The organism is Paraburkholderia saeva, assembly GCF_907164555.1.
GTDB lineage: Bacteria > Pseudomonadota > Gammaproteobacteria > Burkholderiales > Burkholderiaceae > Paraburkholderia > Paraburkholderia saeva.
On record NZ_CAJQZC010000001.1, the window covers coordinates 156,568 to 169,351 of the forward strand.

The 12,784-nt window shown below is 64.5% G+C and carries 12 protein-coding genes; 3 read left to right on the forward strand and 9 right to left on the reverse strand.

Annotated elements, in window-relative coordinates:
• Positions 1–76 precede the first annotated feature (76 nt).
• The 3 genes from LPA36_RS00755 to LPA36_RS00765 form a co-directional block, all read right to left on the reverse strand.
• On the reverse strand, positions 77–1,714 hold the full coding sequence (locus LPA36_RS00755; RefSeq protein WP_228874220.1) for an FMN-binding glutamate synthase family protein: 1,638 nt from the start codon (positions 1,712–1,714) through the stop codon (positions 77–79).
• Positions 1,715–1,906: 192 nt separating this feature from the next.
• Positions 1,907–3,076 carry a tRNA 2-thiouridine(34) synthase MnmA gene (gene mnmA, locus LPA36_RS00760; RefSeq protein ID WP_228874221.1) on the reverse strand — a complete coding sequence of 390 codons (1,170 nt, stop codon included), beginning with the start codon at positions 3,074–3,076 and terminating at the stop codon, positions 1,907–1,909.
• A gap of 16 nt (positions 3,077–3,092) precedes the next feature.
• The gene (locus tag LPA36_RS00765) at positions 3,093–3,584 is read right to left on the reverse strand and encodes an NUDIX hydrolase (protein ID WP_228874222.1); all 492 of its coding nucleotides are present in this window, start codon (positions 3,582–3,584) and stop codon (positions 3,093–3,095) included.
• Positions 3,585–3,813: 229 nt separating this feature from the next.
• Between LPA36_RS00765 and LPA36_RS00770 the strand changes: the two genes are divergently transcribed.
• From LPA36_RS00770 to LPA36_RS00780, 3 genes are read left to right on the forward strand one after another with little or no spacing between them, the layout of a single operon-like run.
• On the forward strand, positions 3,814–4,956 hold the full coding sequence (locus LPA36_RS00770) for a Re/Si-specific NAD(P)(+) transhydrogenase subunit alpha (protein ID WP_228874223.1): 1,143 nt from the start codon (positions 3,814–3,816) through the stop codon (positions 4,954–4,956).
• 11 nt (positions 4,957–4,967) lie between these two features.
• Positions 4,968–5,303 (forward strand): NAD(P) transhydrogenase subunit alpha, encoded by a 336-nt coding sequence (locus LPA36_RS00775; protein WP_228874224.1) that lies wholly within the window; start codon positions 4,968–4,970, stop codon positions 5,301–5,303.
• Complete coding sequence (locus LPA36_RS00780; protein ID WP_228874225.1) at positions 5,303–6,757, forward strand: NAD(P)(+) transhydrogenase (Re/Si-specific) subunit beta; 1,455 nt, start codon at positions 5,303–5,305, stop codon at positions 6,755–6,757. The genes LPA36_RS00775 and LPA36_RS00780 overlap by 1 nt, the downstream gene beginning before the upstream one ends.
• A gap of 65 nt (positions 6,758–6,822) precedes the next feature.
• Here LPA36_RS00780 and LPA36_RS00785 read toward each other — a convergent pair whose 3' ends face one another.
• From LPA36_RS00785 to LPA36_RS00810, 6 genes are all read right to left on the reverse strand, one after another.
• Positions 6,823–7,569, reverse strand: coding sequence for a helix-turn-helix transcriptional regulator (locus LPA36_RS00785; RefSeq protein ID WP_228874226.1), 747 nt, complete (start codon positions 7,567–7,569; stop codon positions 6,823–6,825).
• A gap of 61 nt (positions 7,570–7,630) precedes the next feature.
• Complete coding sequence (locus LPA36_RS00790) at positions 7,631–8,014, reverse strand: VOC family protein (protein WP_228874227.1); 384 nt, start codon at positions 8,012–8,014, stop codon at positions 7,631–7,633.
• Between the two features lie 202 nt (positions 8,015–8,216).
• A complete protein-coding gene (locus LPA36_RS00795) occupies positions 8,217–9,533 on the reverse strand; it encodes a THUMP domain-containing class I SAM-dependent RNA methyltransferase (protein ID WP_228874228.1) in 1,317 nt (438 codons plus the stop codon).
• 211 nt (positions 9,534–9,744) lie between these two features.
• Positions 9,745–10,518, reverse strand: a complete 774-nt coding sequence (locus LPA36_RS00800; RefSeq protein ID WP_228874229.1) for a PqiC family protein — start codon at positions 10,516–10,518, stop codon at positions 9,745–9,747.
• Complete coding sequence (locus LPA36_RS00805; RefSeq protein ID WP_228874230.1) at positions 10,515–12,134, reverse strand: PqiB family protein; 1,620 nt, start codon at positions 12,132–12,134, stop codon at positions 10,515–10,517. Before LPA36_RS00805 ends, LPA36_RS00800 begins: the two co-directional genes overlap by 4 nt.
• Positions 12,131–12,781, reverse strand: a complete 651-nt coding sequence (locus LPA36_RS00810) for a paraquat-inducible protein A (protein ID WP_228874231.1) — start codon at positions 12,779–12,781, stop codon at positions 12,131–12,133. Before LPA36_RS00810 ends, LPA36_RS00805 begins: the two co-directional genes overlap by 4 nt.
• Between the last annotated feature and the right edge of the window lie 3 nt (positions 12,782–12,784).

Genomic DNA, 12,784 nt, shown 5'->3' on the forward strand with positions numbered 1-12,784 from the left:
AGCCACACGCTGGCTGTGCGGCATAAAAAAGCGCGCATTCCGGTTTCGGAACGCGCGCTTTTTTTCTGCTTTCGTTTTATGCAGTCTGCGGGGCTGTCGCAGGTTGCTTGACCGGTGGCACGCGCTTCGGCGAAAACGAATCGCTTCGCGCGATCGGCCACCACTGTTCGTACAGCGAGTAGCGATAGTTGCCGTTGACGAGATCGTTCGGTTCCAGATATTTGAGCAGCTCCGACATCAGCCGCACTTCATGCGACGACACGCGCCGTACGATGTGATGGGCGCGCAGATCGGCCGGATGGTCGAGGCCGGCAGCCTGGATGAGTTCCTGCAACGCATGCAGCGTGTTGTGATGGAAGTTGAACACGCGGTCTGACTTGTCCGGCACGACGAGCGCGCGTTGCCGAACCGGGTCCTGTGTCGCGACGCCGGTCGGGCAGCGGCCGGTGTGACACGTCTGCGCCTGGATGCAGCCCACCGCGAACATGAAGCCGCGTGCGGCGTTGACCCAGTCGGCGCCGATCGCAAGTGTCTTCGCGATATCGAACGCGGTGATCATCTTGCCGCTCGCGCCCACGCGAACCTTGTCGCGCAGTCCAATGCCGGTGAGCGTGTTATGCACGAGCAGCAACCCTTCCTGCAACGGCACGCCGACGTGATCGGTGAACTCCAGCGGCGCCGCACCCGTGCCGCCTTCCGCGCCGTCGACGACGATAAAGTCCGGCACGATGCCTGTCTCCAGCATCGCTTTCGCGATGCCGAAAAATTCCCACGGATGGCCGATGCACAGCTTGAAGCCCGTCGGCTTGCCGCCCGACAGCGTGCGCAGGCGCTCGACGAATTCGAGCAGGCCACGCGGCGTCGAGAACTCGGAATGCGTGGCGGGCGATACGCAGTCGCGGCCCATCGGCACGCCGCGCGTCTCGGCGATTTCCGGCGTGATCTTCGCCGCGGGCAGCACGCCGCCGTGTCCCGGCTTCGCGCCTTGCGACAGCTTGATTTCGATCATCTTCACTTGCGGCTCGTTCGCCTGCTTCGCGAATTTTTCCGCGCTGAACGTGCCGTCGTCGTTACGGCAGCCGAAGTAGCCCGACGCGATTTCCCAGATGATGTCGCCGCCGTGCTCGCGGTGATATTTCGACATCGAGCCTTCGCCGGTGTCGTGCGCGAAGTTGCCTTTCTTCGCACCGAGATTGAGCGCCATGATCGCGTTCGCCGACAGCGAGCCGAAGCTCATCGCAGACACGTTGAAGATCGACAGTGAATAGGGCTGAGCGCGCTCCGGTCCGACGACGATGCGAAAGTCATGGCCATCGAGCTTCGTCGGCGCGAGCGAATGGCTGATCCATTCGTGCGCGACCGCTTTCACATCGAGTTCAGTGCCATACGGCCGGCTGTCGACATCGTTTTTCGCGCGCTGGTAGACAATGCTGCGCTGGGCGCGCGAGAACGGACGCTCTTCAGTGTCGCCTTCGACGAAGTACTGGCGGATTTCCGGGCGAATGAATTCGAACAGGAAACGGAAGTGTCCCCACAACGGGTAATTGCGCAGGATCGCGTGACGCTCCTGCTTCAGATCGAAGATGCCGAGCGCGACGAGCGCGAGCGGCACGACGATCCAGAACCACGAGATGTGATGCAGCGCGGCGAGCGATGCGCAGGCGGCCAGCAGCACGACCGCGCACCACATCGCCACATAACGTCGAGAGAACATGAGGACTCCGTTGCAGTGAATGTCGCCGCAGCAGGCGTGGCGCCGGCAACGCCTGGGGTCGACGCGCATGCGCCCTCTCTGCGGGTTGAGCGAACGACTGCTTTCTTTCTGATACTTATGTTGAAGCAAACCGCCGGTACCACATGTCACAGGGTGGCGAACTCCCGTCACCCGTTACCCGTCGCGAAGCCGCTACCGCATCTGGCGCGCCGTCGCGTGCCGCGCGCCCAGCAACGCCGCGGTCTGCGGCGCACGTGTAACCGGCTGCGCCGTCGCGGCGTATTCGATAATGCCGCCGCCAAGGCACACGTCGCCATCGTAGAGCACCGCCGATTGCCCCGGTGTGACAGCCCACTGGGCGTCGGCAAAGTGCAGGCCGAACTGGCCTTCGGCGAGATCCGCCGTGCTGAACGTACATGCCGCATCCGCCTGGCGATAGCGCGTCTTGGCTGCGCACGCGAAGTCTTCCGTGGGTGCCTCGCCTGCCACCCAGCTCGTGTTCCCCGCGCTCAGCGTATGGCTGAGCAGCCACGGATGGTCGTGCCCCTGCGCAACATACAGCGTATTCGACGGAATGTCCTTGCCCGCCGCAAACCACGGCTCGCCGCTGCCATCCTTGCTGCCGCCCAGACCAATGCCCTTGCGCTGGCCATACGTATAGAACGCAAGGCCAATATGTTCGCCGACGACCTTGCCATCCGTCGTCTTCATGGGGCCGGGTTTCGTCGGCAGATAGCGGTTCAGGAAGTCGCGAAACGGCCGCTCGCCGATAAAGCAGATACCGGTCGAATCTTTTTTCTTCGCGTTCGGCAGACCGATCTGTTCAGCGATCTCGCGCACTTTCGTTTTCGGAATCTCGCCAAGCGGGAAGAGCGTTTTCGAAAGCTGCGCCTGGTTCAGGCGATGCAGGAAGTACGACTGGTCTTTCGTGTGGTCGAACGCCTTCAGCAGTTCGAAACGGCCATCGCGTTCGCGCACGCGCGCGTAGTGACCCGTCGCGATGGTTTGCGCGCCGAGCGACATCGCGTGATCGAGGAAGGCCTTGAACTTGATCTCGGCGTTGCACAGCACGTCCGGGTTCGGCGTGCGGCCGGCCGAATATTCGCGCAGGAATTCGGCGAACACGCGGTCCTTGTATTCGGCGGCGAAGTTGACCGCCTCGACGTCGATGTCGATCAGGTCGGCCACCGAGACGACGTCGATCCAGTCCTGCCGCGTCGAGCAGTACTCGCCGTCGTCGTCGTCTTCCCAGTTCTTCATGAAAAGACCGACGACGTCGTATCCCTGTTCTTTCAGCAGCCACGCCGTCACCGACGAATCGACGCCGCCCGACATGCCTACTACTACTTTCTGCTTGCTCATTGTCTGCCTGCTACTGCTACGTGCTAACTGACCGGGGTGGCCCGACCGAGTGCGTGTGCACGAAGTCGAGCGGAATGCGCCGGCCTGCGAGGTAATCGTCGATACATTGCATGACGAGCGGCGTGCGATGCCGTTCGGGGCACGCGCGCAGTTCATCGGCGCTCATCCACAGCGTGCGCACGATATCGGGATCGAGCGCGCGCGCCCTATCGGGGTCGCCACCGCTGCCGCAATACGTGAAGCGCAGATAGGTGACGCCCTCACGTTCGGGTCGCGCGAAATGCGTCATATAAACGCCGACGAGTGCTGCGGGCGCGAACGGATGCGCGGTCTCTTCGAGCGTCTCGCGGATCACCGCCTCGACGAGCGTTTCGCCCGCTTCCAGATGGCCCGCTGGCTGGTTCAGCCGCAACCCGTCTTCCGTGTGTTCCTCGACGACGAGAAAGCGCCCGTCGCGCTCGACGATCGCTGCGACCGTGACGTGTGGGGCCCAGGATTCCGGTTTCATGGGACGGCATTTTACCGTCTATGGCGCGGGGCTGCCGGGAGCGTGCACAGAAGCGATTCTGCGGCCCGCCCGCCGGAGATTAACTGTTTGGATACCCGGATCGTCCCTAATTTCTGTCCGTCGCAAAGTTTCGGTTAAAGTGAAGGCAGTTAGCCGATGCAATACGAACGCCGGCGTGTCCCGTCGGCGGAACTGTACGAAATAACAGGAAGTCGAGGAGGATTCAACGATGCACATCGGAGTGCCAGCCGAAACGCGGCCGTACGAAACCCGCGTTGCCGCGACGCCCGAGACGGTCAAAAAGTACGTTTCCCAAGGTCACAGAGTCACGGTTCAAAGCGGTGCCGGTACCGGCGCAAGCTTTACTGATGAAGCCTTTGCGGCCGCCGGAGCAGAACTTGTCGACGCGCAGACCGCGTTCGGCGCCGATCTCGTTCTCAAGGTCCAGTCACCCACCGATAGCGAACTGCCGATGCTCAAACGCGGCGCAACGCTCGTCGGGATGCTGGACCCCTTTAATTCAGAAAACGCATCAAAGCTCGCCACTGCTGGCGTGACTGCATTTGCGCTCGAAGCGGCGCCGCGTACGACACGCGCGCAAAGTCTCGACGTACTGTCGTCTCAAGCCAACATTGCGGGCTATAAAGCGGTGCTCCTCAGCGCAACGTTGTATCCGCGCTTCATGCCGATGCTGATGACGGCGGCGGGCACCGTGAAGGCGGCGCGCGTGCTGATTCTCGGCGCGGGCGTGGCGGGCTTGCAGGCGATTGCGACTGCCAAACGTCTCGGCGCGGTCATCGAGGCGTCCGATGTGCGTCCGGCGGTGAAAGAGCAGATCGAATCGCTCGGTGCGAAGTTTCTCGACGTGCCGTACGAAACCGACGAAGAGCGCGACGCCGCGCAGGGCGTCGGCGGCTACGCGCGTCCGATGCCCGCTTCGTGGCTCACGCGTCAGTCCGCGCTCGTTCACGAACGCGCGAAGCAGGCCGACATCGTCATCAGCACGGCGCTGATTCCGGGACGTCCCGCACCGACACTCATCTCCGTCGAAACCGTGCAGGCGATGAAGCCGGGTTCCGTGCTCATCGACCTGGCCGCGGGCCGTGGTCCGGAGTACGAAGGACAGCGCGGCGGAAACTGTCCGCTCACCGAAGCGGACAAGGTCGTCACAAAGTTCGGCGTGCAGATCGTGGGGTATACGAATCTGGCGTCGATGGTGCCGTCCGACGCGTCGTCGCTTTACGCGCGCAATCTGCTCGACTTCCTGAAGCTGGTCATCACAAAGGAAGGCGCATTGAACATCGATCTTGCGGACGATATCGTCGCGGCCACGCTGCTGGCCCGCGATGGCGCCGTGACACGCAAGGCATAACGGAGTCCGCCATGGAAGTCATCAACCATACGGTGATCAACCTGATCATCTTCGTGCTGGCGATCTACGTCGGCTACCACGTGGTCTGGAACGTCACGCCCGCGCTGCACACGCCGCTGATGGCGGTGACGAACGCGATCTCCGCGATCGTGATCGTCGGCGCGATGCTTGCCGCTGGCCTCACGCTCGGCACGACCGGCAAGTTCTTCGGCACGCTTGCCGTTGGCCTTGCGGCGGTGAACGTGTTCGGCGGATTTCTCGTCACCAGACGAATGCTCGAGATGTTCCGCAAGAAAGAGCCGAAGAAAATCGCGGCGCCTGGCAACACCGCGAAGGAGAACGCGTAATGAGCCTTAACGTCGTCACGCTGTTGTATCTCGTTGCGTCGGTGTGCTTTATTCAGGCGCTCAAGGGGCTGTCGAATCCGAAGACCGCGCGCACCGGCAATCTGTTCGGCATGGTCGGGATGGCCATTGCGATTCTCACGACCATCGCGCTGATCACAAAGCAGGCCGCCGGACTCGGCTCGAATCTCGCACTCGGTCTTGGGCTGCTGTTCGCGGCGTTGATCGTGGGTGGTGCAATTGGTGCGTTCGTCGCGGCGCGCGTCGAGATGACGAAGATGCCGGAACTCGTCGCCGCCATGCACTCGCTGATCGGTCTGGCTGCGGTGTGTATCGCGTATGCGGTGGTGTCGGAGCCGGCCGCGTTCGGTCTCGGCGTCGAAGATGCGCCGTACGCGGGCTTCCTGCCGTACGGCAATCGCGTCGAACTGTTCATCGGCACGTTCGTCGGTGCAATCACGTTCTCCGGTTCGGTGATTGCGTTCGGCAAGCTCTCGGGCAAATACAAGTTCCGGCTCTTTCAGGGCGCGCCGGTTGTGTATCCGGGCCAGCATCTGATCAACCTGCTGCTCGCGATTGCGATGCTCGGCTTCGGCGTGATCTTCTTCCTCACGCAGTCGTGGCTGCCGTTCATCATCATGACGGCGATTGCATTTGCGCTGGGCGTGCTGATCATCATCCCGATTGGCGGCGCGGACATGCCGGTGGTCGTGTCGATGCTCAACTCGTACTCGGGCTGGGCGGCGGCGGGTATTGGCTTCTCGCTGAACAATCCGATGCTGATCATCGCGGGTTCGCTGGTGGGTTCGTCAGGTGCGATCCTGTCGTACATCATGTGTCGCGCGATGAACCGCTCGTTCTTCAACGTGTTGCTGGGCGGCTTCGGTAATGAACCGGGCGCGGCGGCGGCGGGCGGATCGGCGGAACAGCGCCCGGTCAAGTCGGGCTCGGCTGAAGACGCGTCGTTCATGATGGGCAACGCGGAAACCATCGTGATCGTGCCGGGTTACGGCCTCGCAGTGGCGCGTGCGCAGCATGCGCTGAAGGAGCTGACCGACAAGCTCGTCGAGAAGGGCATCGTGGTGAAGTATGCGATTCACCCGGTGGCCGGCCGGATGCCGGGACACATGAACGTGCTGCTCGCCGAAGCGGAAGTGCCGTACGACATGGTCTACGAAATGGACGATATCAACGGCGAGTTCGGCCAGGTCGATGTGGTGCTCGTGCTCGGCGCAAACGACGTCGTGAACCCGGCGGCGAAGAACGATCCGAAGTCGCCGATTGCGGGCATGCCGATCATCGAAGCCTACAAGGCGCGCACGGTCATCGTGAACAAGCGCTCGATGGCAGCGGGTTACGCCGGGCTCGACAACGATCTCTTCTACATGGACAAGACGATGATGGTCTTTGGCGATGCAAAGAAGGTGATCGAGGATATGGTCAAGTCGGTGGAGTAAGCCGTGTGATGTCACGGTTCGCGTCGCGGTTCAGGGAAACCGCGGAAACCGCGACGCGAACCGGTTCACCGCGGCTTTGCCTTCACATGCCGCATGAAATCCGCGAGCCGGCGGCCTTCCATATCCGGAAACGCTTCATGCAACGTGACGTCCTGCATGCGCTCGACGTCGAAGTTGCGAAACTCTTCACGCAGTTCACACCACGCGCCGATCGTCCAGCGCGCGCCCCAGTAGACGAGCCCGAGCGGCCACACGCGCCGCTCAGTCGCGGCTTCGTTGCGGTCGACGTAGGCAAAGCTCACCACACGATGGTCGTCGATGGCGCGATGCAGCTGGTCGACCTTCTCCGAGAACGCACCCTTGACGTGAAACGATGGCGCGAAGAACGGTGCGCGTTCGAGCGTCGCGCGCTTGTCCGCGGGCATCGCCGATGCGATCTTCGCAAGCGCCCCGCGTGCGCCCGACGCGAAACTCGCGCCGCCCCACGTTTCGAGCATCCGCGCGCCGGCGGCGAGCGCGGCGAGTTCCTCGGCGGTGAACGTGAGTGGCGGCAGGCTGGCCGAGCGGGCAAGCCGGTAGCCGATGCCAGGCTCGCCTTCGATCGGCACGCCGGAGAGTTGCAGGTCGCGCACATCGCGATACACCGTACGCGGCGAGATCTTCAGCCATTCGGCGAGCTGCTGCGCGGTGGTGAGCCGGCGGCCACGCAGCAGTTCGGCGATCTGGAAAAGGCGGTCGGCGCGACGCGTCATCGGGGTGATCCTGCGTGGAGGTAACAGGGCGGAAACGCCCCCGCGATGATAGCGCCGCATGACCTGCTCCGCTCGTCTGCGGGCGGGACGCGCTGTGCGGCCCGCCCGGTTCCGCGCTCGCTCAGCCGTTGTGCTGCGAATGCAGGCCGATGCGGTTGCCCTCGGTATCGGTGATGAACGCGATGTAGCCGATGTCGGCCGGCAGCTGGATCGCGGGGCCTTCCACCTTGCCGCCGGCCTTCTCGACGCGCGCGAGCACGGTGTTCACGTCGGGCGTGGCGTTGAGGTACACCATCGTGCCGGCCGCGGACGGCTTCAGCGACGTGCCGCCGACCACGCAACCGCCCGTCGCCTGCTCGCCATAGCCGAACACGGCGATCGGCTGGCCGAAGTCTTCGCGGCGCATCGGGTTGCCGAGAACGGTTTCATAGAAACGCACCGCGCGATCGAAGTCGGTCGACGGAATTTCAAACCAGGCGATAACGCGGGAATCAGCTGCTGACATGACACGCTCCTTGGTAGTTCGCCGTTCCGTGCGAGATGCCGGATGGCGTGACTGGAGTGTGCTGCCGGGCTACTGACATCGTCCTGTCAGTAGCCTGAAGCGGCCGCGAATAACTGCGGACGAAAAAACGCGGCGAACGGGGCATGTGCCCGCCGCCGCGTTGTCCTGGCGCGCGCCTGAATGGCAGGCGCGCGGAAGCAGTCTAGCTCTGGCCTTCGGCCGTACCGGCCGGGTCCGCGGCACTGGCGGCCGGCCGCTGGCGCACGCTGCCGGCGATCAGGTCGAAGCGGAACAGACGGCATTCGAGCGCGCCGTTGAAGAGCGGCGTCTTGGTCGATTCGCGCAGGCGCATCTGGCCGGGCAACTTGCGGTCCGACGTGAGGACGAACGCGTGCCAGCCGGTGAACCGCTGCTTGAGCGCATCGCCGAACGACTTGAAGAACTCGCTGTCCGGCGCATCCGTGTGGACGCGTTTGAAGCCTTCGTCTTCACGGTTTTCGCGACTTTCACGGCCGGTTTCGCGCACTTCGCCGCGCGGACCGCGCCCGCGCACCTCGATACGCTCGCCATACGGCGGATTCGCGACGAGGATGCCGGGCGTGCCAACCGGCGGCGTCATGCCGCGCGCGTCGACCTGCTTGAGCGGCACGTTAAGGCCGGCGCGCTCGAAGTTGGCGCGCGCCTTGTCGAGCATGTCGCCGGAAATGTCGCTGCCGAAGATCTGCAGGTCGGCGCGCGAGCCACGCGCGGCGCGTTTCGCGTCGACGGCCGCGGCTTTCAGCGCCTGCCATGCGCTGGCGTCGTATTGCTTCAGGCGTTCAAAGCCGAACCGGCGCTCGACGCCCGGCGCGATGTTGAGCGCGACCTGCGCCGCTTCGGCGAGGAACGTGCCGCTGCCGCACATCGGGTCATAGAGCGGCGTGCCGGCGGTCCAGCCCGTCAGACGCAGGATGCCGGCCGCGAGGTTTTCGCGCAGCGGAGCGGCGCCCTTGTCGAGCCGCCAGCCGCGCTTGAAGAGCGGATCGCCGGACGTGTCGAGATACAGCGTGCAGTCGGTGGCGGTGAGAAACGCGAACACGCGCACGTCGGGCTCGGCCGTATCGATGCTCGGACGCGCGCCGCTCTTTTCGCGCAGACGGTCGCAGATCGCGTCCTTGACGCGTAGCGTCGCGAATTCGAGGCTGCGCAGCGGCGACTTGATTGCCGTCACGTCGACGCGCAGCGTTTCGTTCGCCGAGAACCACTGTTCCCAGCGCTGTTCGAGTGCGAGCGCGTAGACGTCCTGCTCGCTGCGATACGGGCGATGAGCGATCTTCAGCAGCACGCGGCTTGCGATACGCGAATGCAGGTTGGCGGCCATGCCGGCAGCCCATCCTCCGCGGAAGTGCACGCCACCCGGGACCTGTGCGCCGGGCGCGAACGGGGCGCCGTTCAGATGGCGCGCGCCGATCCCGGCGAGTTCGGACGCGAGCGCGGCTTCAAGGCCGCGTGGGCAGGGGACGAAAAAATCGAAGGACATTGAGGTTGCCGAAAGGCCTGGAGGGAAGCCCGTATTGTACGCGGTCGGCGGGCGCCCCCGGGGCTGCGGTGCCGGTCCGGTCAACCGGCACCGCTGCGTCTGGCCGTCGGCGGGTGGGCGCGAGACGGCGGCGCGTCGCGCCTGACGGGCGCTTCCTGCGGGCGGACGCTTCCGGCGCGGAAGCCCGAATGACCAGGTCCGGCCAGCCGCCTCAGGCCGCTGGCGCAGCCGGCGACATTGGCGCCGGACACGGCACCTTGATCGCGCCAGCACCTGCACCGGTCGCCATCGACGCGCCCTTTGCGGGCGTCGCGGCCCGCGTCTGCGGCGCGCTGGCGAGCGCCTGCACGGCGGTGGCGATTTCCGTCGAGATTTCCTGCACCGCGCGACGATGACCGTCCGCAAGCGCGTCGTAACCGCCCGCGACCGGCTCGCTCACGACGCTGCGGCACGTCAGTACGGCCTGCGTGCGCACCGCGCGCACGCTCCAGACGGCGTCGATCAGCGCATGCGAGCCCGGCCAGGACTCGAAGCGCTGGACGTTCACGCTCACGCGATAAACCGGCGCGCCGTCCGGATAGGGCGTGCCGTAGACGTCGATAGCGCCAAGCTGGCTGGTGAGGTTCGACGACAGCGCGCGACGGATCTCGTCGCCAGGCAGCGACGCCCAGCGTTCCTGTTCGAGCACCTGAACCTGCGTCGGTCCCGACTGCACCACCAGCTGGTACTTCGCGACCTGCGGCGGCACGTCGACGGGCGGCACCTCGATCAGCATCGACGAACTGCCGGCAGGACGCGTGGACGCGGGCGCATCGCTGGCGTTGAGCGTGTAGAAGCGGCTCATCGGCGACGCACAGCCCGCCAGCGCCAGCACACCGGCGGCTACGGCCACTGCCGTCAATGAGGGCGCGCCCGCACGTTCAAACGTACGGACAGCCGCACGGCTAACGGCGCGCGCCGGATGCAACAGCCGGGCGAACATCATGGTTTATCTCCTTGTTTGCCGCGCAGCAGCGATTCCGGGTGACGTTCGAGGTAGTCCGACAGCGCGTTGAGCGACTGCAGCGTGCGCGTCAGTTCCTGCAGCGCCTGATGCACGTCCGATTGCAGCGGCGAATCCTGTTGCAAGGTGGCTTCAGCGGAGCCGAACGTCTGCTTCGCGGCGGCCAGCGTGTCGCGCGCCTCCGGCACGACTTCCGTGTCAAGCCGCCTGAACAGCTGGTCGGCGTTCTTCAGCGCGGAGTTCAGGTTGTTGCCGATCTGGTCGAACGGCACCGCGTCCAGCTTCTTCGCGATATCCGCGACCTGAACCTGCAGTTCGTCGAGCGAGTTCGGGATCGTCGGCAGTTCCATCGGATCCTGATTGATATCGATCGTCGCGGGCGCGGCCTTCGGGAAGATGTCGAGTGCGATGTACAACTGGCTCGTGATCAGGTTGCCCGTACGCAGCTGACCGCGCAGACCGTGCTTGACGAGCCGCTCCAGCAACTCGTGGCTTGCCGCTGTGCCCGGTTCCGGCACAGGGCCGCGCGCGCGCCGCGACAGGCGTCCCGGATAGATGTTGATCGTCACCGGCATCTTGAAGTTGCGCGCCTTCGGATCGTAGTCGATGCCAATGGCCGTCACCTCGCCGAGCACGATGCCGCGGAAGTCGATCGGTGCGCCTACCGCCAGCCCGCGCAGCGACTGGTTGAAGTTCATCACCACGCGCAGCGGTTCGCCGTCCGGATCACGCATCGCGTCCGCCTGATCGGAGCCGAGGCGGAACGTCATGTTGTTCGGCGCCTGTGCGCCGGGCGGCTGCCCTGGTGGCCCCTGGAATGCAAGACCGCCGACGATCAGCGTCGCCAGCGACTGCGTGTTCAGCTTGAAGCCGCTCGAATCGAGCCGGACGTCGACGCCGCTTGCGTGCCACCAGCGCGTATTGGTGCCGACATACTGGTCGAAAGGCGCGCTGACGAAGACCTGCATCGTCACGCCGGTGCCGTCCTTGTCGAGCGAAAAGCCCACGACCTGACCCACCTGCACACGCCGGTAGAAGATGGGAGAACCGATATCGATCGAGCCGAGCGAATCGCCGCGCAGCGTGAATTGATGGCCTTTCTGGTCGCCGGTAATGGGCGGCGGCGTCTCCAGCCCGACGAAGTCTTTCTGCGTGTCCTCGTTGCGTCCTGGGTCGACGCCGATAAACGCGCCGGACAGCAGTGTGCTCAATCCGGACACGCCGCTCGCGCCCACGCGCGGCTTCACGACCCAGAAGCGCGAGCCCTTCACTGCGAAGTCTTCGGCTTCCTTGGTGAGCTGCACCTCGACGCTCACGTGCGAATGATTCTTCGCGAGCGTGATGGTCTTCACGGAGCCGACATCGACGTCCTTGTACTTGACCTTCGTCTTGCCCGGTTCGAGCCCTTCGGCGCTTACGAAACTGATCGTGATCGTCGGCCCCTTGCCGGACACCGACTTGATGACGAGCGCGACGCCGATCAGCGCCGCGATCAGCGGAATCACCCAGACGAGCGACGGCAGCCAGCTGCGGCGCGGCGGCTCGATATCGGGATCCGGCAGATCCTGGGGAGGAGTCGGTCCTTGTGGGCTATTCATGGTTTGATCCCTGTGGTTTTTCTGTCTTTGCGCTCATCGACGTAATCCCAGATGAGGCGCGGATCGAACTGCATTGAGGCGAGCATGGTGAGGATCACGACGGAGCCGAACGCGAGCGCACCCGGGCCGGCGGTAATCACCGCGAGCGAGTTGAACCGGACGAGCGCGACGGTCAGCGTCACGACGAACACGTCGAGCATCGACCAGCGACCAATGCGCTCGACGATCCGGTAGAGCTTCGTGCGCTGGTCCGGTCGCCACTTCGAGCGGCGCTGCGCGGTAATGGTCAGCAGCACGAGCACACTCAGCTTGAGCATCGGCACCATGATGCTGGCAATGAACACGATGACGGCAAGCGGCCAGTCGCCCGAGGTCCAGAAGTAGACCACACCGCTCATGATCGTGTCGTCCTCGGCGCCTACGAGCGATGCCGTGTGCATCACGGGCAGCAGGTTCGCCGGGATATAGAGCAGCGCGGCCGAGATGAGGAGCGCCCAGACCCGCATCAGGCTGTCGGGGTTACGCCGGTGCAGGGTCGCGCCGCAACGCCCGCACTGCTGGTCGAGCGCCGACCGTTGCCACGGTTCGACGCGACCACACGCATGACAACTGACGAAGCCTGCGCGCTTTGCTGTGATGTATTTCATCCG

Excerpts from the sequence above, each read along its gene's own strand:
- LPA36_RS00755 (WP_228874220.1), bottom strand. The coding sequence starts at position 1,714 with ATGTTCTCTCGACGTTATGTGGCGATGTGGTGCGCGGTCGTGCTGCTG.
- mnmA (WP_228874221.1), bottom strand. The coding sequence starts at position 3,076 with ATGAGCAAGCAGAAAGTAGTAGTAGGCATGTCGGGCGGCGTCGATTCG.
- LPA36_RS00765 (WP_228874222.1), bottom strand. The coding sequence starts at position 3,584 with ATGAAACCGGAATCCTGGGCCCCACACGTCACGGTCGCAGCGATCGTC.
- LPA36_RS00770 (WP_228874223.1), top strand. The coding sequence starts at position 3,814 with ATGCACATCGGAGTGCCAGCCGAAACGCGGCCGTACGAAACCCGCGTT.
- LPA36_RS00775 (WP_228874224.1), top strand. The coding sequence starts at position 4,968 with ATGGAAGTCATCAACCATACGGTGATCAACCTGATCATCTTCGTGCTG.
- LPA36_RS00780 (WP_228874225.1), top strand. The coding sequence starts at position 5,303 with ATGAGCCTTAACGTCGTCACGCTGTTGTATCTCGTTGCGTCGGTGTGC.
- LPA36_RS00785 (WP_228874226.1), bottom strand. The coding sequence starts at position 7,569 with ATGCGGCGCTATCATCGCGGGGGCGTTTCCGCCCTGTTACCTCCACGC.
- LPA36_RS00790 (WP_228874227.1), bottom strand. The coding sequence starts at position 8,014 with ATGTCAGCAGCTGATTCCCGCGTTATCGCCTGGTTTGAAATTCCGTCG.
- LPA36_RS00795 (WP_228874228.1), bottom strand. The coding sequence starts at position 9,533 with ATGTCCTTCGATTTTTTCGTCCCCTGCCCACGCGGCCTTGAAGCCGCG.
- LPA36_RS00800 (WP_228874229.1), bottom strand. The coding sequence starts at position 10,518 with ATGATGTTCGCCCGGCTGTTGCATCCGGCGCGCGCCGTTAGCCGTGCG.
- LPA36_RS00805 (WP_228874230.1), bottom strand. The coding sequence starts at position 12,134 with ATGAATAGCCCACAAGGACCGACTCCTCCCCAGGATCTGCCGGATCCC.
- LPA36_RS00810 (WP_228874231.1), bottom strand. The coding sequence starts at position 12,781 with ATGAAATACATCACAGCAAAGCGCGCAGGCTTCGTCAGTTGTCATGCG.